This window comes from Rhodococcus sp. OK519, from assembly GCF_003051005.1.
Lineage (GTDB): Bacteria > Actinomycetota > Actinomycetes > Mycobacteriales > Mycobacteriaceae > Prescottella.
This window is the reverse complement of sequence record NZ_QAOW01000002.1, coordinates 255,128-277,036: the sequence shown is the minus strand read 5'-3', so window position 1 is coordinate 277,036 and position 21,909 is coordinate 255,128. Positions and strand designations below refer to the sequence as shown.

The 21,909-nt window shown below is 68.3% G+C and carries 21 protein-coding genes and 1 tRNA gene; 15 read left to right on the top strand and 7 right to left on the bottom strand.

The features are described from left to right. Positions 1–47 precede the first annotated feature (47 nt). The 6 genes from C8K36_RS08615 to C8K36_RS08590 all read left to right on the top strand — a co-directional run bounded on the left by C8K36_RS08615 (position 48) and on the right by C8K36_RS08590 (position 4,747). A complete protein-coding gene (locus tag C8K36_RS08615; RefSeq protein WP_258195331.1) occupies positions 48–896 on the top strand; it encodes a lytic transglycosylase domain-containing protein in 849 nt (282 codons plus the stop codon). A 181-nt stretch (positions 897–1,077) separates the two neighbouring features. Beyond that, positions 1,078–2,364, top strand: a complete 1,287-nt coding sequence (gene eno / locus C8K36_RS08610; protein ID WP_107984051.1) for a phosphopyruvate hydratase — start codon at positions 1,078–1,080, stop codon at positions 2,362–2,364. Between the two features lie 8 nt (positions 2,365–2,372). Further along, a complete protein-coding gene (locus C8K36_RS24740) occupies positions 2,373–3,110 on the top strand; it encodes an FtsB family cell division protein (RefSeq protein ID WP_181319475.1) in 738 nt (245 codons plus the stop codon). Next, positions 3,107–3,643 (top strand): DUF501 domain-containing protein, encoded by a 537-nt coding sequence (locus C8K36_RS08600; protein ID WP_107984049.1) that lies wholly within the window; start codon positions 3,107–3,109, stop codon positions 3,641–3,643. The genes C8K36_RS24740 and C8K36_RS08600 overlap by 4 nt, the downstream gene beginning before the upstream one ends. After that, positions 3,640–4,596, top strand: a complete 957-nt coding sequence (locus tag C8K36_RS08595; protein WP_107984048.1) for a Ppx/GppA phosphatase family protein — start codon at positions 3,640–3,642, stop codon at positions 4,594–4,596. The genes C8K36_RS08600 and C8K36_RS08595 overlap by 4 nt, the downstream gene beginning before the upstream one ends. A gap of 77 nt (positions 4,597–4,673) precedes the next feature. Continuing rightward, positions 4,674–4,747, top strand: a tRNA-Leu gene (locus tag C8K36_RS08590). A gap of 160 nt (positions 4,748–4,907) precedes the next feature. Here the strand turns inward: C8K36_RS08590 and C8K36_RS24530 are convergent. Next, positions 4,908–5,153: a hypothetical protein gene (locus C8K36_RS24530; protein WP_146176471.1), complete on the bottom strand. Its 246-nt coding sequence runs from the start codon at positions 5,151–5,153 to the stop codon at positions 4,908–4,910. Between the two features lie 1,230 nt (positions 5,154–6,383). On the opposite strand from C8K36_RS24530, the gene C8K36_RS08580 reads away from it, so the two are divergent. Continuing rightward, entirely contained in the window at positions 6,384–6,587 is a 204-nt protein-coding gene (locus tag C8K36_RS08580) for a cold-shock protein (protein WP_107984324.1), read from the top strand. Between the two features lie 100 nt (positions 6,588–6,687). On the opposite strand, the gene C8K36_RS08575 is transcribed toward C8K36_RS08580, so the two are convergent. Both C8K36_RS08575 and C8K36_RS08570 read right to left on the bottom strand, forming a co-directional pair. Beyond that, on the bottom strand, positions 6,688–7,029 hold the full coding sequence (locus C8K36_RS08575; RefSeq protein ID WP_107984046.1) for a GNAT family N-acetyltransferase: 342 nt from the start codon (positions 7,027–7,029) through the stop codon (positions 6,688–6,690). A gap of 40 nt (positions 7,030–7,069) precedes the next feature. After that, a complete protein-coding gene (locus tag C8K36_RS08570; protein ID WP_107984045.1) occupies positions 7,070–8,707 on the bottom strand; it encodes an acyl-CoA dehydrogenase family protein in 1,638 nt (545 codons plus the stop codon). 146 nt (positions 8,708–8,853) lie between these two features. Between C8K36_RS08570 and C8K36_RS08565 the strand changes: the two genes are divergently transcribed. The 3 genes from C8K36_RS08565 to C8K36_RS08555 are packed head-to-tail and all read left to right on the top strand — an operon-like array spanning position 8,854 to position 11,674. Beyond that, positions 8,854–9,942 (top strand): LLM class flavin-dependent oxidoreductase, encoded by a 1,089-nt coding sequence (locus tag C8K36_RS08565; protein WP_107984044.1) that lies wholly within the window; start codon positions 8,854–8,856, stop codon positions 9,940–9,942. Continuing rightward, positions 9,939–10,565, top strand: coding sequence for an FMN reductase (locus tag C8K36_RS08560; RefSeq protein ID WP_107984043.1), 627 nt, complete (start codon positions 9,939–9,941; stop codon positions 10,563–10,565). The genes C8K36_RS08565 and C8K36_RS08560 overlap by 4 nt, the downstream gene beginning before the upstream one ends. Before the next feature lie 53 nt (positions 10,566–10,618). Beyond that, positions 10,619–11,674 carry an alpha/beta fold hydrolase gene (locus C8K36_RS08555; protein ID WP_107984042.1) on the top strand — a complete coding sequence of 352 codons (1,056 nt, stop codon included), beginning with the start codon at positions 10,619–10,621 and terminating at the stop codon, positions 11,672–11,674. A gap of 20 nt (positions 11,675–11,694) precedes the next feature. Here C8K36_RS08555 and C8K36_RS08550 read toward each other — a convergent pair whose 3' ends face one another. Further along, positions 11,695–12,492, bottom strand: coding sequence for an SDR family NAD(P)-dependent oxidoreductase (locus C8K36_RS08550; protein WP_107984041.1), 798 nt, complete (start codon positions 12,490–12,492; stop codon positions 11,695–11,697). A 197-nt stretch (positions 12,493–12,689) separates the two neighbouring features. Between C8K36_RS08550 and C8K36_RS08545 the strand changes: the two genes are divergently transcribed. Further along, entirely contained in the window at positions 12,690–13,826 is a 1,137-nt protein-coding gene (locus C8K36_RS08545) for a class I SAM-dependent methyltransferase (RefSeq protein ID WP_107984323.1), read from the top strand. A 3-nt stretch (positions 13,827–13,829) separates the two neighbouring features. Here C8K36_RS08545 and C8K36_RS08540 read toward each other — a convergent pair whose 3' ends face one another. Then, on the bottom strand, positions 13,830–14,177 hold the full coding sequence (locus C8K36_RS08540; RefSeq protein ID WP_107984040.1) for a hypothetical protein: 348 nt from the start codon (positions 14,175–14,177) through the stop codon (positions 13,830–13,832). A gap of 243 nt (positions 14,178–14,420) precedes the next feature. On the opposite strand from C8K36_RS08540, the gene C8K36_RS08535 reads away from it, so the two are divergent. Next, entirely contained in the window at positions 14,421–15,266 is an 846-nt protein-coding gene (locus C8K36_RS08535; protein WP_181319474.1) for a Bax inhibitor-1/YccA family membrane protein, read from the top strand. Positions 15,267–15,430: 164 nt separating this feature from the next. On the opposite strand, the gene C8K36_RS08530 is transcribed toward C8K36_RS08535, so the two are convergent. Continuing rightward, a complete protein-coding gene (locus tag C8K36_RS08530) occupies positions 15,431–16,648 on the bottom strand; it encodes an acetyl-CoA C-acetyltransferase (RefSeq protein ID WP_107984038.1) in 1,218 nt (405 codons plus the stop codon). A gap of 38 nt (positions 16,649–16,686) precedes the next feature. Next, positions 16,687–17,664 carry an SGNH/GDSL hydrolase family protein gene (locus C8K36_RS08525; protein WP_107984037.1) on the bottom strand — a complete coding sequence of 326 codons (978 nt, stop codon included), beginning with the start codon at positions 17,662–17,664 and terminating at the stop codon, positions 16,687–16,689. 140 nt (positions 17,665–17,804) lie between these two features. On the opposite strand from C8K36_RS08525, the gene C8K36_RS08520 reads away from it, so the two are divergent. From C8K36_RS08520 to C8K36_RS08510, 3 genes are all read left to right on the top strand, one after another. Beyond that, positions 17,805–19,187 carry a cystathionine beta-synthase gene (locus C8K36_RS08520; RefSeq protein WP_107984036.1) on the top strand — a complete coding sequence of 461 codons (1,383 nt, stop codon included), beginning with the start codon at positions 17,805–17,807 and terminating at the stop codon, positions 19,185–19,187. Positions 19,188–19,212: 25 nt separating this feature from the next. Further along, positions 19,213–20,367 (top strand): cystathionine gamma-synthase, encoded by a 1,155-nt coding sequence (locus tag C8K36_RS08515; protein ID WP_107984035.1) that lies wholly within the window; start codon positions 19,213–19,215, stop codon positions 20,365–20,367. Between the two features lie 164 nt (positions 20,368–20,531). Continuing rightward, positions 20,532–21,881 carry an NlpC/P60 family protein gene (locus C8K36_RS08510; protein ID WP_107984034.1) on the top strand — a complete coding sequence of 450 codons (1,350 nt, stop codon included), beginning with the start codon at positions 20,532–20,534 and terminating at the stop codon, positions 21,879–21,881. Positions 21,882–21,909: the final 28 nt, after the last annotated feature.

Sequence of the window (21,909 nt, the reverse complement as noted above, 5' to 3'; positions counted from 1 at the left end):
TGGGCATTTGGTCCCAATCCGGTCAACGTCACAACCGTGCGGTCTGGATGATGGACGGCGTGACGAGAGAAGCCGCGACGCGTGCAGCCGCGACGAGATCGGGCGCAGATCGGTCCTACGAGGCGTCCCCGCCCCCGAAGCGTCGGCGACCGCTGCGCACTTTCTTGGTCGTGACGTCGTCCGTCCTCGTCGGTGTCGCGGTGGTGACGCTTGCGGTCGGGTTGGACCAGCTGGACCAGGGCAAGCCGCGCATCGAGATCCCCGAGGGCATCCCGCCCGGCCCGGGCGCGCCGACGCCGCCGATCGACATCAACGCGCCCGGCCGGACGGCTGGACGGCTGGACGGCTGGGCCACGCCGCTGTCCGAGACGCTGGCCATCTCGCCCACCGCGCTCGAGGCGTATGGCTACGCGGCCGCGGTGATGACGGCAACCCGGCCCGAGTGCGGAATCGGGTGGACGACCCTCGCCGGGATCGCGGCCGTCGAGAGCAAGCACGGCACGCATGGCGGATCGAGCGTCGGCGACGACGGGAAGGTGAGCCCGTCGATCCGCGGGATTCCGCTCGACGGGTCGCCCGGGGTCGCCGAGATTCCCGACACCGACGGCGGCGCGATGGACGGCGATGCCACCCACGACCGGGCGATGGGCCCGCTCCAGTTCATCCCCGAGACGTGGCAGCGCTGGGGCGTGGACGCCAACGGCGACGGCGTCGTCGATCCGGACAGCATCGACGACGCGGCCCTCACCGCCGCGCGATACCTGTGCGCGCGTGGTGGCGACCTCACCACCGCCGAGGGGTGGACCGCGGCGCTCATGGCCTACAACCTGTCCGGCGAGTATCTGCGTGACGTTCGCGACCGGGCGGCGGCGTACTCGGTGGGCGTGCGGAGGTGACCTGCGCGACGGGCGTGCTTCGCGACGGGAGTCGGTTACTCCCGTTAGGCTCAGACCTGGCACTATTCATCCGGCGGCTGAGCGTGGTCGCCTGCCCGTAGACAACCCAGACGCTGACTGCCCGGACCGGCTCGTTCGCGGTCCGCAGCAGCCGTACGAAGCCGCCGAAGGAGAACCATTCGTGGCCATCATTGAGCAGGTCGGAGCTCGCGAGATCCTCGATTCCCGTGGCAACCCCACGGTTGAGGTCGAGGTGCTGCTCGAGGACGGCAGCTTCGCGCGCGCCGCCGTTCCCTCCGGTGCCTCCACCGGTGAGCACGAGGCCGTCGAGCTGCGCGACGGCGGCGACCGCTACCTGGGCAAGGGTGTCCAGAAGGCTGTCGAGGCCGTTCTCGGTGAGATCGCGCCGGCCATCATCGGCCTGGACGCCACCGAGCAGCGCACCGTCGACCAGGCCCTGCTGGACGCCGACGGCACCCGCGACAAGTCCCGCCTCGGTGCGAACGCACTGCTCGGCGCGTCGCTCGCCGTGGCCCGCGCCGGTGCCGAGTCCTCCGGACTGGAGCTGTTCCGCTACGTCGGCGGCCCCAACGCCCACGTGCTGCCCGTCCCGATGATGAACATCCTCAACGGCGGCGCTCACGCCGACACCGGTGTCGATGTCCAGGAGTTCATGGTCGCGCCGATCGGCGCCCCGAGCTTCAAGGAATCGCTGCGCTGGGGTGCCGAGGTGTACCACTCGCTCAAGTCCGTGCTCAAGGAGAAGGGCCTGTCCACCGGTCTCGGTGACGAGGGCGGCTTCGCTCCCGACGTCGCGGGCACCAAGGAAGCGCTCGACCTGATCGCCATCGCGGTCGCCAAGACCGGTCTCAAGCTCGGCACGGACGTCGCGCTCGCGCTCGACGTCGCGGCCACCGAGTTCTACACCGACGGCACCGGCTACAAGTTCGAGGGCAAGAACCGCACCGCCGCCGAAATGGCCGCGTTCTACGCCGAGCTGATCGACGCCTACCCGCTGGTCTCCATCGAGGATCCGCTGGACGAGGACGACTGGGATGGCTGGGTTTCCCTGACCGACCAGATCGGCAACAAGGTCCAGCTCGTCGGCGACGACCTGTTCGTCACCAACCCGGAGCGCCTCGAGGAGGGCATCGCCAAGGGTGCGGCCAACGCACTGCTGGTGAAGGTCAACCAGATCGGCACCCTGACCGAGACGCTCGACGCCGTCGACCTGGCCCACCGCAGCGGCTACAAGACGATGATGAGCCACCGGTCCGGCGAGACCGAGGACACCACCATCGCCGACCTCGCGGTCGCCGTGGGCAGCGGTCAGATCAAGACCGGCGCCCCCGCCCGCAGCGAGCGCGTCGCGAAGTACAACCAGTTGCTGCGCATCGAGGAGAGCCTCGGCGACGCTGCGCGCTACGCCGGCGAGCTGGCGTTCCCGCGCTTCGCGTTCGAGGCTTAAGCAAGCAGATGAGTCAGCGCGGTAGGTCGCGGTCGGGTCGCCCCTCTCCGGGTGGGCGTCCCGAGCGCCACGGTGCCGGGGCCGGGCAGGGCTATCGCAGGCCCCGCCGCAACCGTGCCGGCACGCCTACCGCCTCCACCGGACATGTCGACCCGTCGGCGTCGAGTCCTCTCGACGCCGACGGTGGCACAACCGGTGGCGCCGATACGCAACCCGCCGCCGCGTCCCGCACCCGCTCGTCACGAGCGGGTGCGGGACGTCGGTCGGCACCGGCCCGGCCCGAGCGCACATTCTTCGGGCTGTCGACCGGACGGGCGGTCATCCTCGGCGTCGTGATCTGCGCGCTCGCGCTCACGTTGGCGATGCCGCTGCGCACGTACCTCACGCAGCGCTCCGAGGCCGATCGCCTTGCCTCCGAGCAGGTGGCGCTCGAGCAGCAACTCGACGAACTGCGCCGCCAGAAGGAGCAGATCGAGGATCCGGCGTGGATCGCGGCGCAGGGCCGCGAGCGGCTCGGCCTGGTCCGCCCCGGCGAGACGCCGTACAAGGTGCAGTTGCCCGGCGACTGGAAGCCGCCGAAGAAGGACGCACCACCGCCGCCGCCCTCGACCGGCGCCTGGCACAGCGATCTGTGGCAGCGACTCACCGAGCCGGTGCCCGTCATCGAGGTCGAAACAGAGACACCGCCGGTCGCCCCCGTGGTGCCGGCCCCCGCATCAGAAGAACCAGGAGTACCCACCGGGTGAGCGAATCGTCCGTCCCCCAGGAAGACCTCGACGCCGTGGAAGCCCAGCTGGGTCGTGTTCCGCGGGGCGTGCTCGCCATCGCGTACCGCTGCCCGGACGGTCAGCCCGGCGTCGTGAAGACCGCCCCTCGGCTGCCCGACGGCACGCCGTTTCCCACCCTCTACTACTTGACCGACCCGCGACTGACGGCCGAGGCGAGCCGTCAGGAGTCGGCCGGCGTGATGCGCGAGATGACCGAGCGTCTGGGCACCGATCCGGAACTCGCCGCCGCGTACCGCGCCGCTCACGAGTCCTATCTCGCGGAGCGTAACGAGATCGATTCCCTGGGAACCGATTTCACCGGTGGCGGAATGCCGGACCGGGTGAAGTGCCTGCACGTGCTCATGGCGCACTCGCTTGCCAAGGGCCCGGGCGTCAACCCGTTCGGTGACGAGTCCGTCTCTCTCGCCGCGCGAGGTAAGTTGCGAGGCACCGCGATTCCCGCCGACTGGCCCGAGTACCAGGGGCCGGCCGACGCCGGAGACGGCGAATGACCAGGGTTGCCGCGATCGACTGCGGCACCAACTCGATCCGTCTGCTCGTCGCCGATGCCGACGAGAACGGCCGGCTCACCGACGTCACCCGACTGATGCGGATCGTGCGCCTCGGCCAGGGCGTCGACGCGACGGGGGCCTTCGCGCCGGAGGCGATCGAGCGCACGCGGATCGCGTTGAGCGAGTACGCCGAGATCATCCGTGACACCGGTGCCACCGCAGTCCGTATGGTCGCGACATCGGCCACCCGCGACGCATCGAACCGTGAGGACTTCTTCGCGATGACCCGTGAGATCCTCGGCGCCGTGATCCCCGGTGCCGAGGCGGAGGTCATCACCGGCGACGAGGAAGCGCGACTGTCGTTCTCGGGTGCCGTCGGCGAGCTCGACGCGTCCGACGGCCCGTTCGTGGTGGTCGATCTCGGTGGCGGATCCACCGAGGTGGTGCTCGGCGACGACACGGGTGTCCATGCCGCGTACTCCACCGATGTCGGGTGTGTGCGGGTCACCGAGCGGTGCCTGCACGACGACCCGCCCACCGCCGAGCAGGTCGACGATGCCCGCGCGTTTGCGTCCGAGCGTCTGGCCCAGGCCTTCGCGCGGGTGCCCGTCGAGCAGGCCCGCACGTGGGTCGGAGTCGCCGGCACCATGACGACGCTGTCGGCCGTCGCGCAGGATCTGCCGGAGTACGACCCCGAGCGCGTCCACTTGTCACGGCTGAGCCTCGGACAGGTGCACGACGTCGCGAACCGCCTGGTGTCCATGACACACGACGAGCGCGCAGCTCTCGGGCCCATGCACCCGGGGCGGGTGGACGTTATCGGCGGAGGCGCCATCGTCACCACCGTCCTCGCCGACGAACTCTCGCGGCGCGCGGGCATCGACGAGCTGATCGTCAGCGAGCACGACATTCTGGACGGAATTGCAATGTCAGTCCTACTGGGTGGGTCGTGAATTAGCTCACTGTTTGTGCCGCTTACACTGTTCCTTGGTTTCCACTGTCGTGGCCACCGGAGTCGGGCCGGTGGTGGGCCCCCATAGCCCAATTGGCAGAGGCAGCGGACTTAAAATCCGCCGAGTGTGGGTTCGAGTCCCACTGGGGGCACCTCCGTCCCGCCGTCCGACGGCACATGGCATCGGGGATCCCGTCCACCGGAGTTTCGGTGGGCGGGACCTTCGGCCACGTGCAATTTTGACCGATCGGTCGACTCTTCACTCCAGCTGTCCCGTTTGCATGCCGGGGCAGTTTCACATATTCGCCGACGTCACCGGCAGTGCCAATGCCCGTAGGCGTTGGGATTCTGCCAGCGTCGGCAGGCGGCCGCGTGGTCGAGACCTGCCGAGGCCGCCGTCACGGCGGGCGGGCCGCCCGATGTCTGCGCGGGTTCGGATGCCGCCGCCGCGGCTGGGACTCCGAGCGGCATGGCCATGAGTGCTCCGGCGACGAGAGTCCTTGCGAGGGTGCGTCGTCCGGCACCAGGGCGGTGCGGGTGGGCGTGCTCCTGTGCCATCGGTCGATCCTTTCGGCCCGCGGCCGCAAGGGCGATTGTGTTGGCCTGAGGCCGCTGCGATGCTGCCGTTCGCGTGAATGCTGCCCAGCACCGCTCTCCACCCTCATCGTATCGATCGCGGGGCGAGTGGAGAAGGTGCGTCGCGTAGCGGACCGAAAGAGCCGCATCGCTCAGGTCGCGATAGATCCGTCGGACCGTTCGTCGTCGGCTTTTTGTCGCCCCGTCGCGCCCGCTGCCCGTGCGTCCGAACCTTCTGCAGGGGAGATGGATTCGCTCAGCTGTGGGCGGAAGGGGGAGGTTGTGTCGGGACGTCTGCGCGGCTGCGGGGTGCGGCGACGAGGCTTCGTGAACCGGGCGTTCCCCAGGTGGTGGAGGGGCTTTCGGGAGGTAGATCGGGTACAGTGGGAATGTCAGGTGCGCCATTGAGTCGGTGTGTCAGCTCGGATATCGATCCTGAGCGGCCGAAGCGACGAACCCCTGATCTCCTCACGAACTCACCGGTCGAGTGCTCGCGAGTCGAGTCGATCTTCGACCGAACGATCTCAGTCACAGGCGTCATTGCGCGCCGATACGTGTTGTCGCCGAGATGAACTCGCGATGACCACGAAGGAACTTCCATGCACCACAACTTCATCCCGTCGTCGGACGCCGACCGTCCGACGCCAGCGGGGGCACGTCGGGGGATGTCGGGCGGTGGGTCCGCTGCGGTCCGTGCCCGTGCGCTGGAGATAGTCGGCATCCTCTATCGATGCGACAGCGACCTCGCCGCGCAGCAATTGATGCGGCACTCGCAGGAGAACAATCTCAGGATCGCTGCGCTCGCGGAAGGGCTCGTTGCCACCGTCGATGGTCCGTCGTATGACGCGGGTGCGAACTCCCAGACGACTCTCGCGGCTCATTTCTGGCTGCGTGAGATCCGTCGACTTGGTCACACCCCCCGTCGGACCGACCGCCGGGTTCGCCACGTCACCGCGTCCGCGGGCTGCGTCAGCGGCGCGCGAGGAGGGTCCGGAGGATTCTTTGTCCAACAAAGTGATCCCAAACGCGTCGACTTCCCGTCTCGAGTGTGATTCACTGAGTGCGGTCAAAGTGACTTGTGCCCGCGCGTCTGCGCGCACAATTCGCTTAGTTGCGGGGATCGATCTCCTCTTCGGATAACGCTTTCAGCAGTATCGGCCCGGATCGCTCAAAGATCGGCGGTTCGTGATCGGCAAGCAAGAGGAGTATGGAATGGCAAACGGCACCGTCAAGTGGTTCAACGCTGAAAAGGGCTTCGGCTTCATCGCTCCCGAGGATGGCAGCGCTGACGTGTTCGCGCACTACTCGGAGATCCAGGGCGGCGGCTTCCGCAGCCTGGAAGAGAACCAGCGCGTTTCCTACGATCTGGGCCAGGGCGCCAAGGGCCCCCAGGCCACGAACATCAACGCGATCTGATCCCGATCTCGCCTGAATAGGGCGATGTCAGGACGACAGGCCCCACTCCCTTGTGCGGAGTGGGGCCTGTTCGTGTTCGAGGGAGTTCGGTGGGCCGCGATCAGCGTTGGGATTCGATGACCACTTGCTGGGCGGCCGGTGTGACGGCATCGACGAACCCCTTGAAGTCGTCGTGCTTGTCGAGGAATCCGGCGACGAACGGGCAGATCGGCACGATCCGCTTACCGTGCGCGACTGTGTCGTCGAGCGCCGCACGGATCAGAGTTCCGGCCAGGCCGCGCCCGGCGTAGCGTTCCTCTATCTCGGTGTGAAAGAAGATCCGCTGGTCGCCGCTGTCGATGAACTGGGTGAATCCGGCGGTCGCGTCACCGACCCTGATCTCGTAGCGGCGGAGATCGTGATCCGGAGTCACTTCGGGCTGCGCATCGAGTTCGTCGCTCATACCTCCACTATGACGTGGCGAACGTGGTGGTGCGAGTTCTTCAGGAACCGACCTTCGGGGTCGCCCGGTCGATGATCGAGGTCAGATCGAGGCCGGTCGGCAGGGTGCCGAACACGGTGCCCCACTCGCCGGACAGTCGACTCGCGCAGAAGGCGTCCGCGACAGACGGATGTCCGTGCCGGACGAGCAGCGCGCCCTGCAGCGCGAGGGCCATCTCGCCGACGACACTGCGGGCGCGGTGTTCCAACGTCGCGACGTCCGCGAACGATGCCTTGAGTTTCTCCACCGAGGAGTCGAGACGGTGGTCGCCGCCGGCGCTGTCGTCGAGTTCGTCGAAGAACGCCTCGACGGATTCGGGCTGACGGGCCATTGCGCGCAGGACGTCGAGGGCAGCGACGTTGCCCGACCCCTCCCACACCGACAGCAGTGGCGCCTCCCGGTACAGCCGCGGCATCCGGGACTCTTCGACGTAGCCGTTGCCGCCCAGACACTCCAGGGCCTCCGCCGCGTGTGCGGGGCCGCGCTTGCACACGTAGTACTTGCTCACGGCGAGGGCGACGCGGCGCAGAATCGACGCCTGCGGGTCGCCGTTGTCGGCGCGGTCGGTGAGTGCCGCGAGCCACATCGCGACGGTGGTGGACGCCTCCGATTCGACAGCGAGGTCCGCGAGCACGTTCCGCATCAGTGGTTGGTCGATCAGGTGTGCGCCGAAGGCGCTGCGGTGCGCCGCGTGGTGCGCGGCCTGCGCGATGCCGACGCGCATGCCCGTCGAGGTGCCGATCGTGCAGTCGAGGCGCGTCATGTTGACCATCTCGATGATGGTGCGCACGCCGCGACCCTCGTCGCCCACGCGCCAAGCGACGGCCTCGTCGTACTCCACCTCGCTGCTCGCGTTGGAGTGGTTGCCGAGCTTGTCCTTGAGTCGCTGTAGGTACATAGCGTTGCGGGACCCGTCGGGCAGGATCCTGGGGAGCAGGAAGCACGTCAGACCGTCCGGCGCCTGCGCCAACACAAGGAAGACGTCCGACATCGGCGCGGACGTGAACCACTTGTGGCCAGTGAGCAGGTAGGAGCCGTCGGGTTGGGGGACCGCGCGGGTGGTGCCGGCGCGGACGTCGGAGCCGCCCTGCTTCTCGGTCATGGACATGCCGGCGATGAGGCCTGGCTTGGTGAGGGGGGCGCGCAGTTCGGGGTCGTACACCTTGGCGGTGAGCAGCGGTTCGTACTGCATGGCCAGTTCGGGGTTGTGGCGCAGCGCGGGGACGACGGCGTACGTCATCGAGATCGGGCACCCGTGACCGGCATCGACCTGCCCCCACACGGCGTTCTTGGCGGCGCGGATAAGGTGCGCCTGCGGTCGGGGATCCGCCCAGGGGGCGCCGTGCAGGCCCAGTTCCACCGCGGTGTCCATCAACTGGTGGTACGCGGGGTCGTAGTCGACCTCGTCGACCCGGTTCCCGTAGCGATCGTGGGTGCGCAGGACCGGGGGATGAGCCTCCGCCAGGTCGCCCAGTGCCTGAGCCTCGGAGCCGCCCGCGAGTCGTCCGACGCGATGCACTTCGTCGAGCGCGTGATGTGCGCCCTCGCGCTGCAGGGCCTCGAGGAGCGGCGGATAGTCGGCCGCGTCGTAGTCGATCAACGGCGGAACCTGGTTGGTGACCTCGTGCGTGACCCGCATGCGACCCCCTGAAGTGGTGGTGACGGTGACCCTCGACTGCAGTCAATGACGGTTCGGCGGGAACGTCAAGGATGCGGGCGGAATAATCCGCGTGGCGGCGCGGTTCGTGGCATATGGTTGAACTTTAAAATAGTTTGGAGGCAGGCATGCAGTTCGGAATCTTCACCGTCGGCGACGTGACCGCGGATCCCACCACCGGTCGCGTACCGACCGAGGCCGAGCGCATCAAGGCGATGGTCGCGATCGCGGAGAAGGCGGAAGAGGTCGGCCTCGACGTCTTCGCCACCGGCGAGCATCACAATCCGCCGTTCGTGCCGTCGTCGCCGACGACCCTGCTCGGCTACATCGCGGCCCGCACCGAGCGGATCATGCTCTCGACGTCCACGACGCTCATCACCACCAACGATCCGGTGAAGATCGCCGAGGACTATGCGATGCTCCAGCACCTGGCCGACGGGCGTGTCGACCTCATGCTCGGACGCGGCAACACCGGACCCGTGTACCCGTGGTTCGGCAAGGACATCCGTGAGGGCATTCCGCTCGCGATCGAGAACTACGCGCTCCTGCACAAACTGTGGCGTGAGGACGTCGTGAACTGGCAAGGCCGGTTCCGGACGCCGTTGCAGGGCTTCACGTCGACGCCGCGTCCGCTCGACGGCGTCGCGCCGTTCGTGTGGCACGGGTCGATCCGCAGTCCCGAGATCGCCGAGCAGGCTGCGTATTACGGCGACGGCTTCTTCGCCAACAACATCTTCTGGCCCAAGGAGCACTTCGTTCAGCTCATCGACCTCTACCGCCGCCGCTACGAGCACTACGGTCACGGGTCGGCCGACCAGGCGATCGTCGGACTCGGTGGTCAGGTGTTCATGCGCAAGAACTCGCAGGACGCGGTCCGCGAGTTCCGGCCCTACTTCGACAACGCCCCGGTCTACGGCCACGGACCGTCGCTCGAGGAGTTCACCGACCAGACTCCGCTCACCGTCGGTAGCCCGCAGGAGGTCATCGACAAGACCCTCACGTTCCGGGAGAGCTTCGGCGACTACCAGCGTCAGCTGTTCCTGATGGACCATGCCGGGCTGCCGCTGAAGACGGTTCTCGAGCAGTTGGACCTCCTCGGCGAGGAAGTCGTACCCGTGCTGCGGCGCGAGATGGATGCGATGCGGCCCGCGCACGTGCCCGACGCCCCCACGCACGCGAGCCTGCTAGCGGGCAGGGAAGCGGGGGTGCTGTCGTGACCGACGCACAGACCAGAACCCTGACGGTGGTCTCCGCGGGGCTGACGCAGCCGTCGTCGAGCCGGTTGCTCGCCGACCGGCTCACCGCCGCTACGGTCGCCGCGCTCGGCGAGCGCGGCATCGGGGCGGATGTCGAAGTGGTCGAGCTCCGCGATCACGCGCACGCGCTCGTCGACAACATGCTCACCGGATTCCCCGGTGGCGCACTGCGATCCGTCGTCGAGCGGGTCGCGTCGTCCGACGGCATCGTCGCGGTGACCCCGATCTTCAACGCGTCGTACAGCGGCCTGTACAAGTCGTTCTTCGACGTTCTCGAGCAGGGGATGCTCGACGGCATGCCGACCCTGCTCGGCGCGACCGGTGGCACCGCGCGGCACTCGCTCGCGCTCGACCACGCCATCCGCCCGATGTTCGCCTACCTGCGTGCGGGCGTCGTCCCGACGGCGGTCTACGCGGCCTCCGAGGACTGGGCGGGATCCGGCGACCAGGCGCTCGCGCGGCGGATCGCCCGCGCCGGCGACGAACTGGCCGCGGCGATGGCGTTACGTGAGCGGGTTCGTCCTGTGGACCACTTCGCCGACGTGGTGCCCTTCGAGGAGTTGCTGGCGCAGCAGCGGCCCTAACTGACTCGCCGGTAAGATGCTCGCAACGAAGGTCGACAGGGCAGGGGAGAGTCGTGCGGGAATCGAACTGGGGATCGCGGCTGAACACGTCGTTGCGCAACGCGTGGGGGCTGACGTTCGGTGGTGGTGTCGCGCCTGTGGAGCGGACGCCGTCCGTGCTGATCCATCGTGAGCAGCACCGGGATCTGCACCGCTACGGGCCGGGGTCCGCAGGTGCCCCGGTGCTGCTGGTGCCGCCGCTCGCGGTGCCGATGCACTGCTACGACCTGCGCCCCGGGCAGTCCCTCGTCGCGCACCTGGCCGAGGCTGGTCGCACGCCGTACGTCGTCGACTACGGGACCATCGGCTACGCCGACCGGAACCTCGGATTCGAGGAGTGGATCGACGACATCGTCCCGGGCGCGCTGCGGCGGGTCAGTGACCTGCACGGCGGTGTCCCGGTCGACGTCGTCGGCTGGAGCCTCGGCGGGACGATCTCGCTCCTCACGGCGTCGGCGCACCCCGACCTGCCGATTGCGTCGGTCACGGCGCTCGGTACCCCGATCGACTACTCCAAGATCCCGACGATGGCTGTCGCGCGGGCGGTCGGGAACGTCACGGGCCACCGCCCGGTCACCGAACTGACGCGGCTCATGGGCGGGTTGCCCGCGCCGCTGGTCCAGATCGCGTACCGCGCCACCGCACCGCAGCGCGAACTGCTCAAGCCGTGGTTCGTCGCGAACAACCTGCACGACACCGAAACCCTCGCCCGGATGGAGGCCATCGACCGGTTCATGGCCGAGATGCCCGGCTATCCGGGTCGACTCTTCTATCAGATGGCGGAGGAGTTGGTTCTCGGTAACGGGATGTTCGAGGGCCGGATCACGCTGGGTGTCAACACTATCAAGCTCGCCGAACTCGCCGTGCCGGTGCTCGCGGTCGGTGGCACCGGCGACGTCATCGCTACCGCCGACTCGGTCGGCGCGATAGTCGACGTCCTGACCGGATCGCCGTCGGTGCGGTTCGAGACGGCGCCCGGCAGCCATCTCGGCCTGCTCGCCGGTCCCGGCGCGAAGGACACCACGTGGCAGCACATCGACGCATTCCTCGGTGAACGCGTCACCGTCTGAGGCCCAGTCCCGTGTGAGCCTCAGTCGTCGAGCAGGACGCGTCGGCTCGCTGCGATCGGACTCTGAGCGGTGAGACCGCCGTCGAGCACGAGCGTCTGCCCACTCATGTAGCGGGACTCGTCGGACGCGAGATACACCATCGCCCAGCCGATGTCGTCGGGATCGCCGATCAGGTCCAGGGCGTTGTGATCGCGGATGTCGGCAATCACGTCCGACGGCAGGTTGTCGCGCAGGGCGGGCGTCATGATCGCGCCCGGTGCTATCGCGTTGCAGCGGACGTTGCGTCGGCCGTACTGGGTGGCGATGTACTGGGTCAGGCGGATCACCGCAGCCTTGGACGCCCCGTAGGCGCACTGGAGGACATCGCCGGTGAGTCCGGCGACCGACACCGTGTTGATGATCGATCCGCCGCCGGCCTCGATCATGTGCGGCAGCGCCAGACGTGACGCGACGACCGTGCTGCGCGCATTGAGTGCCATCGCGCGGTCCCACTCGGCCAGATCCATGCGCAGCAGGTCCAGGTCGGTGCGCGGATTGCTTCCGCCCACGTGGTTGCACAGCACATCGAGGCCACCGAACTCTGCGACCGCGCGGTCGATCATCGCGGCCATCGATTTCTCGTCCATCACGTCGACCGCGATACCCACCGCCCGACCGCCCTCGAGGCCGATCTGCTCGGCCGCCTCACCAGCGGCGTCCGCGTCGAGGTCGGCGATCAATACCCGGGCCCCCTCCGCTGCCATCAAGCCCGCCGCGGCCCGCCCGATCCCGCTCGCGGCGCCGGTGATCACGATCTTCTTGTCGACCAGTCGGTTCATGGTGGTCCCTTCGATCCGGAGTTGTGTCACCCGGAATCCAGTGTCCGCCCGACCGACTCCTCACTCCACCCGATGTCGGCGATGCCCACTTTCGTCCGGCATACGCGGAATCCCGCACAACTCGGCAAGAAGCGGACCAGGAGTGGACACTGAGGCCGAACGCGTCCGGTCGCGGAGGGTCGAGGACACTTGTGGTCATGCTCTCCGCCGAAAACCTGTTCACCCTCATGCGTCGATTCCCCGACATCGAGGCTCCCAACCTGTTCGCCGTCGACGCGGCGGACCGGCTGATCCTCGACGAGGCGGCGGACGCCCTGGGCTCGACTCCGGGCGATTCGATCGTCGTGATCGGCGACCACTACGGGGCGCTCACCCTGGGCACTGCCGTTCGGTTCGGCGTGACCGGGATCCGGGTCTACCAGGACCCGCTCACCGGCGAGCGCGCGCTCGCGAACAACGCGGCGACGTTCGAGCTGGCGGCCAGCTACCGGTCGTGTGGGCTGGGGAAGGAACTGCTGACCGGCGCCCGCGTCGTCCTACTGCAGCTACCGCGCAGCCTCGACGAACTCGACGAGATCGCCGACGCGATCGCCCGGTTCGCCGATCCCGGCGTGGTCGTGTTCGCCGGTGGACGCGACAAGCACATCACCCCGACGATGAACGAGGTCCTGGGGCGGTCCTTCGTCGACGTGCGCGCCAGCCGCGGCCGTCAGAAGTCGCGGGTGCTGATTGCCGACACACCACGAGAGATCTCGACGGCTGCGCGCTTCCCGGTTTCGGACCACCTCGACGAGCTGGGCGTCGATGTCTTCGCGCACGGTGCCGTCTTCGCCGGCACCCGCCTCGACATCGGCACCCGGTACCTGCTCGAGTTCCTGCCCCGCGCGCTGCCCGAGGCGCGATCCGCGGTCGACCTCGGATGCGGCACCGGCATCCTGGCCGTCGCCCTCGCATCAGCGCGTCCCGGAATCGAGGTTGTCGCCACCGACCAGTCGGCGGCGGCGGTTGCCTCCGCGGAGGCAACCGCCCGTGCTGCAGGCGTCGGCGATCGGATTCGGGGACTGCGCGACGACGCGATGGCATCTATTCCGGACGCGAGCGTCGACCTGATCGTCTGCAATCCGCCCTTCCATGTGGGCGCCGCGGTTCACACCGGCGTGGCCGACAAGATGTTCGCCGAGGCCGGGCGCGTCCTGCGTCCCGGCGGCGAGATGTGGACAGTGTTCAACTCGCACCTCGAATACAAGAGTGTGCTGGCCCGCACGGTGGGGCGCACCGAGGTGGTCGGACGCAATCCGAAATTCAGCGTCACACGGTCGGTGCGCTCGGCGTAGCCGCTACTCGATCGGCCCGCCGCCGGCCGCGTCGCCGTCGACCTGGCCGCGGTGCAGGCCGACGTCCTCCACGATCACGCCGTCGATGATCTCGGCGCCCTGGAGTTCGTCGTCGTCCTCGCTGTTCTCGCGTTGCTCGCCCGACGGCGGCACATCCGGTTCCTCCTCGGCCAGGCGCTGGTCGAGGCTCTCACCCTCTTCGGCCTCACGGAGGGTGGTCCCGAATCGATTGGCCTCGCTCCAGTGGTCCGGCGGATCCACCACGTCGTCGCCGTCTGCGTTGCGGACCTCGTCGGAATCGAGGCTCTCGCTGACGTCCAATGTGTCGTCTGGTCCTTCTTCGATGCCCATGACTTCATTGTGTTCCGGATCGTCATTTCGCGCTGGATTGCGGCCGACAGCGATACCGTTGGGCAGGCGCTCGAATGGCAGGCGCTTGCGGGCGCCCGGTAGAGTCCGAATTGTCCAAGTCATCTTCGTGGTGTGGGAACTTTCCTGCCCCTGCGGTGCGTTCTACGGACAACGACGCCGGTCGACCCCGGCCGACTCGGGCCCGACGGGCTCGAGACACGACCACGAGAAGGGATGTTCACGGTGCGCACCACCAGCAACCCGGTGTTCAAGAACCTGCCCAAGCAGGAGGGCACGGGCTACGCCACGTTCGGATCCGCGCAGGCCGGCGGCGCGCAGGTCGCGCAGGAGTACGGCCAGCAGTACGGCGCCCCCGAGCAGTACCAGCAGACCACTCAGCGCGCGATGACGATCGACGACGTCGTCACCAAGACCGCGATCACGCTCGGTGTGCTCTCCGTGGCCGCGATCATCTCCTACTTCCTCGTCGACGGGAACAACGACCTCGCGGCCCCGTTCGTCATCGGCGGCGGCCTCATCGGCTTCGTGCTGGTGATGGTGGCCTCGTTCGGTCGCAAGATGGACAACCCGGCGATCGTGCTCGCGTACGCGGCGTGTGAGGGTGTGTTCCTCGGCGCGCTGTCGTTCATGTTCACCAACGTCGAGTTCGGTGGCGTCGGGGGCTCGGCCCTGATCGGCCAGGCCGTCCTCGGCACGTTCGGCGTGTTCTTCGGCATGCTGGTCGTCTACAAGACCGGCGCCATCCGCGTCACCCCGCGCCTGACCCGCATGATCATCGGCGGCCTCATCGGCGTCCTGGTGCTGATGGTCGGCAATCTGATCGCCAGCTTCTTCACCGACGGCGGCTTCGGCCTGCGCGACGGCGGCACGGTCGCGATCATCTTCAGCCTGGTCTGCATCGCGCTCGCCGCGTTCAGCTTCCTGTTGGACTTCGACGCCGCCGACCAGCTGATCCGCGCGCAGGCACCGGAGAAGGCCGCGTGGGGCGTTGCTCTGGGTCTCACCGTCACCCTGGTGTGGCTGTACGTCGAGATCCTGCGCCTGCTGAGCTACTTCAACAACGACTAGTCTCACCACGCCACACGAACGGGCGGTCGTCGCGAAAGCGGCGGCCGCCCGTTTGCGTACCCCACGGACACCGCGGACACCCTGGAAGCGCAGAACGGGCGGTTACTGCGGCAACGGCCGAGGGCCGTGCGCAGTAACCGCCCGTTCGCGGTTTCAGCGAAGGACTAGCTCAGGCGCTCGAGCACCATTGCCATGCCCTGGCCGCCGCCGACACACATGGTCTCGACGCCGAACTGCTTGTCCTGCGTCTGCAGGTTGTTGAGCAGCGTCGCGGTGATGCGGGCGCCGGTCATACCGAACGGGTGGCCGATGGCGATGGAGCCACCGGAGACGTTCAGCTTGTCCTCGTCGATGTTCAGGGCGCGGGCCGAGCCCAGCACCTGCACCGCGAAGGCCTCGTTGATCTCGAACAGGTCGATGTCGCTGATCGACTTGCCGGCGAGCGCGAGAGCCTTCTTGGTGGCCTCGATCGGGCCCAGGCCCATGATCTCGGGGGACAGGCCGGTGACAGCGGTCGAGACGACGCGGGCCAGCGGGGTCAGGCCCAGCTCCTTGGCCTTCGTGTCGCTCATGATGACCAGAGCAGCAGCACCGTCGTTCAGCGGGCAGCAGTTGCCGGCATTGATGGTGCCGTCCGGGCGGAAGACCGGCTTGAGCTGGCTGACTGCCTCGTAGGTGACGCCGGCGCGCGGGCCGTCGTCGGTGCTGACGACGGTGCCGTCGGCCAGGGTGACGGGGGTGATCTCGCGCTCGAAGAAGCCGGCCTTGATGGCCTCCTCCGCGCGGTTCTGCGAGCGGACGCCCCAGTGGTCCTGGTCCTCGCGGGTGATGCCGGTCAGCTGAGCGACGTTCTCGGCGGTCTGGCCCATGGAGATGTACGCGTCCGGGACGATGCCGTTCTCGCGCGGGTCGCTCCACTGGACGCCACCCTGCGCGGCGACAGCGGAACGCTCCATGGCCTCGGCGAAGAACGGGTTCTTCGTGTCGGGCAGCGAATCCGAGTTTCCGGCCGCGAAGCTGGACACCGACTCGACACCGGCGGAGATGAACACGTCACCCTCGCCGGCCTTGATCGCGTGCAGCGCCATACGGGTGGTCTGCAGCGACGACGAGCAGTACCGGGTGATGGTGGTGCCGGGGAGGGTGTCGTAGCCGAGCTTGATGGCGACGATGCGACCCATGTTGAAACCGGCCTTGCCGCCGGGCAGACCGCAGCCCAGCATCAGGTCGTCGATCTCGGCGGGATCGAGCTCGGGGACCTTGGCGATCGCCGCGGCAACCATCTGAGCTGCCAGATCGTCCGGGCGCATGCTGGCCAGCGAGCCCTTCACGGCGCGGCCGATGGGCGAGCGGGCAACGGAGACAATGACTGCCTCGGGCATGGAAACTCCTTCGTACGGTGGTCTCTTCGCCCTTGAACTTACGTTGCCGGGGCTGTATCACCACCTCGCCGTCTCCCGAAGGGCACGTGCAGGTGGACTCGAAGCATGTTTTCCAGGGATGTTGTGCCCGCCACCTGGTACGACGGGGCGATTTCTGGAACGGGTTCGGGGCGCCCCGGTGACGAATGTCCGTCCCACTCAGCGAGAGCCCGCATCAGGGCCGGACCGAGGCGATCGGCGACGAGACGATAGCCCGCCGCGGACGGGTGGTATCGGTCGTCGGACAGCATTGTCGCGGGGTCCTCGAGGAAGCACGACGCGAGGATCCGGCCGAGGGGAACAGGGTGGCCACCGGCGGTCCGTGCGGCTGCCGTCTGCAACCGGGCCAACTGGACTCCCCAGCCGTGCGCGATCGCGCGCAGGGGTTGCGGGATCGCGGTGATGACGCCCAGATCGGGGCACGTGCCGACCACCACGACGGAGCCTGCGTCCCGGAGTCGCGCCACTGCACTGCCGAGCCGACGGGCTGATCCGTGCAGCGACATCCCGGAGGTGACGTCGTTGGCGCCGACCATGATCACGGCCGCATCGGGCGCGGGGCCCGCGACGAGCGTCGCGTCGACCTGGCCGGTGAGCCCGCGTGATGTGGCCCCCGGGATCGCCTTGGTGCTCAGTCGGATCCGACCACCGGTGCGTTCGGCAAGGCTGCGCGCCAGCAGCACCCCGGGAACCTCGTCGGCGACGGTGCAGCCCATCCCGGCTGCCGTCGAGTCGCCGAAGAGCATCAGGTGCAGGTCGACGTCGACGCCGCGGCGCCATCGTTCGGATTGCGCGCACCCGGCCGTGTAGACGCCGTCGGCCTCCGGGGGCCACCGCCCGGTCCGGACGATCTGACCGCGCGCGACGCCGGCCTGCCACACCAGATACGTGTAGGCGGCCCAGGAGGCGGTGCCCGCACCCGAGCCCGCCAGCAGGGCCGCCGTCCCTGCCTTCGCGGCCGTCCGCCACCGGTCCATCGGACTCATCCTCCGAGAGTGCGTAGGACCCCCGAATCTAGTCGCCGTGCGTGGCCCGGGTGGGCCGGTCCGGGGAACCGTCGACGCTGGTGATGCCCCTTCGCGACACCTGTCCGAATCGGATCTGGAAGCATGGGGGCATGCGCATCGCGGATCACGTCGTCGATCTCATCGGCAACACACCTCTGGTCAAGCTGTCCTCGGTCGTCGGCGCGAATTCGGGCCTCGTCGCGGCGAAGGTCGAATACCTCAACCCGGGGGGTAGCTCGAAGGACCGCATCGCGGTCAAGATGATCGACGCCGCCGAGGCGTCGGGCGAGCTGAAGCCGGGCGGCACCATCGTCGAGCCGACATCCGGCAACACCGGCGTCGGCCTGGCCCTGGTCGCACAGAAGCGCGGCTACAAGTGCGTGTTCGTCTGCCCCGACAAGGTCAGCGAGGACAAGCGCAACGTCCTGCGGGCGTACGGCGCCGAGGTCGTGGTGTGCCCCACCGCGGTCGCGCCCGAACACCCCGACAGCTACTACAACGTCTCCGACCGTCTGGTGAAGGAGATCTCAGGCGCCTGGAAGCCCAACCAGTACGCGAACCCGGGCGGCCCGGACAGCCACTACGAGACCACCGGTCCCGAGATCTGGCGTGACACCGAGGGCAAGGTGACGCACTTCGTCGCCGGTGTCGGCACGGGCGGCACCATCACAGGAACCGGCCGCTATCTCAAGGAGATCTCGGGCGGCAAGGTCAAGGTCATCGGCGCCGACCCCGAGGGCTCGGTCTACTCGGGAGGCACCGGCCGGCCGTACCTCGTGGAGGGCGTCGGTGAGGACTTCTGGCCCTCCGCGTACGACCCGACCGTGCCGGACGAGATCATCGCGGTCTCCGACGCCGACTCGTTCGAGATGACCCGTCGTCTCGCCCGCGAGGAGGGCCTGCTGGTCGGCGGTTCGTGCGGCATGGCCGTCGTCGCGGCGCTGCGGGTCGCCGAGCGCGATCCGGACGCCGTCGTCGTCGTGCTGCTGCCCGACGGTGGCCGCGGCTACCTGTCGAAGATCTTCAACGACGAGTGGATGGCGTCGTACGGCTTCCTGCGCACCCCGCTCGACGGCGACACCAGCGAGCGGACCGTGGGCGATGTGCTGCGCGGCAAGTCCGGCGAACTGCCGGACCTGGTGCACACCCATCCGTCCGAGACGCTGCGCGACGCGATCGAGATCCTGCGCGAGTACGGCGTCTCCCAGATGCCCGTCGTCGGTGCGGAACCGCCGGTCATGGCCGGCGAGGTCGCGGGCAGCGTGTCCGAGCGGGATCTGCTCAGCGCGGTCTTCGAGGGACGCGCCGCGCTGGCCGATCCCGTCGAGAAGCACATGAGCAAGCCGTTCCCGATGATCGGTGCGCAGGAGCCGGTGTCGGCGGCCACCAAGGCACTCGGTGACACCGACGCGCTCATGGTGGTCGACGACGGTAAGCCCGTCGGTGTCATCACCCGGCACGACCTGCTCGGGTTCCTCAGCGCGGGAGCCTGATCTTCGAGTCGCTAGGCTGGTCGCTATGAGTGAGCAGGGATTCTCCAGCGGTTTCTCCACCAGGGCCATCCACGCCGGATACGAGCCGGACCCGCAGACGGGCGCCGTCAACGTGCCGATCTACGCCAGCTCCACGTTCGCGCAGGACGGTGTCGGCGGAATGCGTGGCGGCTTCGAGTACGCGCGCACCGGCAACCCGACTCGTCGTCCGCTCGAGGCCAACCTCGCAGCGCTCGAATCGGGCACGTTCGGTCGGGCTTTCGGCTCGGGCATGGCGGCGACGGACTGCGTCCTGCGGTCGCTGCTGCGCCCCGGTGACCACCTCGTCATCCCGAACGACGCCTACGGCGGAACGTTCCGGCTCATCGACAAGGTCTTCACGCAGTGGGGAATCGAGTACACGCCGGCCGCGGTGTCCGACGTCGACGCCGTCCGTGCTGCGATCCGTCCGAACACGAAGTTGGTGTGGGTCGAGACACCCACCAACCCGCTGCTCAACATCGGCGACATCGCTGCGATCTCCGAGGTGGCGCAGGCCGCGGGCGCGAAGCTGGTGGTGGACAACACGTTCGCATCGCCGTACCTGCAGCAGCCGTTGCAGTTGGGTGCCGACATCGCGTTGCACTCCACCACGAAGTACATCGGTGGGCACTCCGATGTCGTCGGCGGCGCGCTGGTGACGAACGACGAGGAACTCGACACCAAGTTCGCGTTCCTGCAGAACGGCGCCGGTGCGGTCCCCGGCCCGTTCGACGCCTTCCTCACGATGCGCGGCATCAAGACGCTCGCGCTGCGGATGGAGCGGCACAGCGACAACGCCGAGAAGATCGTCGACCTGCTCACCGGTCACTCGGCGATCTCCCACGTCATCTACCCGGGTCTCGAGTCGCATCCCGGCCACGCGGTGGCGTCCAAGCAGATGCGCCGGTTCGGCGGAATGATCTCGGTGCGTTTGAAGGGCGGCAAGCAGGCGGCGCTCGACTTCTGCTCGCGCACGCAGATCTTCACGCTCGCCGAGTCGCTCGGCGGTGTCGAGTCGCTCATCGAGCATCCCGGCGCGATGACGCACGCGTCCACCGCCGGTTCCGCGCTCGAGGTGCCGGAGGATCTGGTCCGGCTGTCGGTCGGTATCGAGGATGCCGTCGACCTCCTGGCCGACGTCGAGCAGGCGCTCGGCTGACACGCCTCTGAACTCGCGATTCGCGCACTTGTCGTCGCTTCTGATCGACACCCGTCGACGACAAGTGCGCGAAACGCGGAGGGTTTCCCGAATCCCGCCCGCGACAGTCGGTTTGCCCGTTACCGTGAGTCCTCGGAAGCGATGCACGACCCCAGGAGCGGTGTATGACATGGGAGCCCGCAGCCGCCATCGTGGCTGTCGCAGCAGTAACAGGTGTCGCCTTCCCGGCGGTCGCGAAGGCAACACCCGATCCGGCTCCCCAAGCGCCGCAAGTACCCGCCGTAGTGCAGTCCGCGCCGCAGTTGGTCGAGCCGGTCAACAGCATCGTCGCACTGCTCCCGCCTGAGATGCGGCAGCAGGCGGCGTCGGATCTCGTTCGTGTCATCCCCGCACTCGAAGCTCCGAAGCCGCCCGTGACCGCTTCGGCTCCGGCTGTGGAACCTCCTGCGCCCGAACCTGCCCCGCCCGTGGTCGCTGCCCCGGCGGCACCTGCGCCGGTCGTGTCGGCTCCGGTTGCCATCGCCGACGCGGCTCCCACGGTCACGCTGCCCGGGATCGGTGGCCTGACGCTGCCGACACTGCCGGCGATCCTTCCGCCCGGCAACGTTCTGGGGCAGGTCGGTTCCATCGCGGTGTTCGCCCCGTGGCTGCGCCAGGCCGGTGAAATCTGCGGCGGCGTCAAGGCGCCCACGCTCGCGGCGCTGTTCTCGGTAGAGAACGATTTCCGGTACGGACCCACGGCGCCGGTGTCCCTCTCAGGCGGCCGAGGCCCCGCGAAGTTCATGCCGAGCGAGTGGGCCAAATACGGCAAGGACGCCGACGGCGACGGCAACGCCGACATCCTCGGGGTGGCCGACTCCGTGATGGCCGCCGGACACATGCTGTGCGACAACTACGCCCAGGTCGAGGCGTGGAAGACCGAGGGACTGGTCCAAGGCGACACCCTCGACCTCGCGCTGGCCGCGTTCAACGCGGGCACCCGCGCGGTCCGCAAGGCCGGCGGAGTGCCGTCGGGTGCGGACGATGCGGCGGACCAGAGCGGGCCGTACATTCAGAAGATCCGTGCGTCGGAGGCGCAGTTCGAGCAACTGCTCTCGCCGTTCGCGAACTTCAATCTCGACATCAGCCTGCCTACCAGTGGCATCGGCGGCGCCATCGTCCAACTCGCGATGCGGTACCTGGGCCTGCCCTATGTGTGGGGCGGCGGCAACATCACCGGTCCCACGATGGGCGGCTTCGACTGCTCGGGTCTGACGTCGTACGCCATGTTCGCCGCCTCCGGGGGCAAGGTGTCGCTGCCGCGAACGTCGGAGACTCAGTGGGCGGTGGGCACCGAGATCCCGATGGCCGCAGCGCAGCCCGGCGATCTGGTGTTCGGCAACTGGAAGGCCGGCGGTCCCGGACACGTCGGCATCTACATGGGCAACGGCATGATGGTCCATGCGCCCACGTTCGGCGACGTGGTCAAGGTCGGCCCCATCTTCGACGGCATGAAGGCGCGCCGGGTGATGTGAGTCTCGCGGAGAGATGAGAAAACCCCGG

What these genes read in the sequence shown, in the direction of transcription:
- C8K36_RS24530 (WP_146176471.1), bottom strand. Translation starts at nt 5,153, where the DNA reads ATGGCACAGGAGCACGCCCACCCGCACCGCCCTGGTGCCGGACGACGC.
- C8K36_RS08575 (WP_107984046.1), bottom strand. Translation starts at nt 7,029, where the DNA reads ATGAGCGACGAACTCGATGCGCAGCCCGAAGTGACTCCGGATCACGAT.
- C8K36_RS08580 (WP_107984324.1), top strand. Translation starts at nt 6,384, where the DNA reads ATGGCAAACGGCACCGTCAAGTGGTTCAACGCTGAAAAGGGCTTCGGC.
- C8K36_RS08565 (WP_107984044.1), top strand. Translation starts at nt 8,854, where the DNA reads ATGCAGTTCGGAATCTTCACCGTCGGCGACGTGACCGCGGATCCCACC.
- C8K36_RS08525 (WP_107984037.1), bottom strand. Translation starts at nt 17,664, where the DNA reads ATGGACCGGTGGCGGACGGCCGCGAAGGCAGGGACGGCGGCCCTGCTG.
- C8K36_RS08570 (WP_107984045.1), bottom strand. Translation starts at nt 8,707, where the DNA reads ATGCGGGTCACGCACGAGGTCACCAACCAGGTTCCGCCGTTGATCGAC.
- C8K36_RS08550 (WP_107984041.1), bottom strand. Translation starts at nt 12,492, where the DNA reads ATGAACCGACTGGTCGACAAGAAGATCGTGATCACCGGCGCCGCGAGC.
- C8K36_RS08520 (WP_107984036.1), top strand. Translation starts at nt 17,805, where the DNA reads ATGCGCATCGCGGATCACGTCGTCGATCTCATCGGCAACACACCTCTG.
- C8K36_RS08515 (WP_107984035.1), top strand. Translation starts at nt 19,213, where the DNA reads ATGAGTGAGCAGGGATTCTCCAGCGGTTTCTCCACCAGGGCCATCCAC.
- C8K36_RS08510 (WP_107984034.1), top strand. Translation starts at nt 20,532, where the DNA reads ATGACATGGGAGCCCGCAGCCGCCATCGTGGCTGTCGCAGCAGTAACA.
- C8K36_RS08540 (WP_107984040.1), bottom strand. Translation starts at nt 14,177, where the DNA reads ATGGGCATCGAAGAAGGACCAGACGACACATTGGACGTCAGCGAGAGC.
- C8K36_RS24740 (WP_181319475.1), top strand. Translation starts at nt 2,373, where the DNA reads ATGAGTCAGCGCGGTAGGTCGCGGTCGGGTCGCCCCTCTCCGGGTGGG.
- C8K36_RS08615 (WP_258195331.1), top strand. Translation starts at nt 48, where the DNA reads ATGATGGACGGCGTGACGAGAGAAGCCGCGACGCGTGCAGCCGCGACG.
- C8K36_RS08530 (WP_107984038.1), bottom strand. Translation starts at nt 16,648, where the DNA reads ATGCCCGAGGCAGTCATTGTCTCCGTTGCCCGCTCGCCCATCGGCCGC.
- C8K36_RS08545 (WP_107984323.1), top strand. Translation starts at nt 12,690, where the DNA reads ATGCTCTCCGCCGAAAACCTGTTCACCCTCATGCGTCGATTCCCCGAC.
- C8K36_RS08595 (WP_107984048.1), top strand. Translation starts at nt 3,640, where the DNA reads ATGACCAGGGTTGCCGCGATCGACTGCGGCACCAACTCGATCCGTCTG.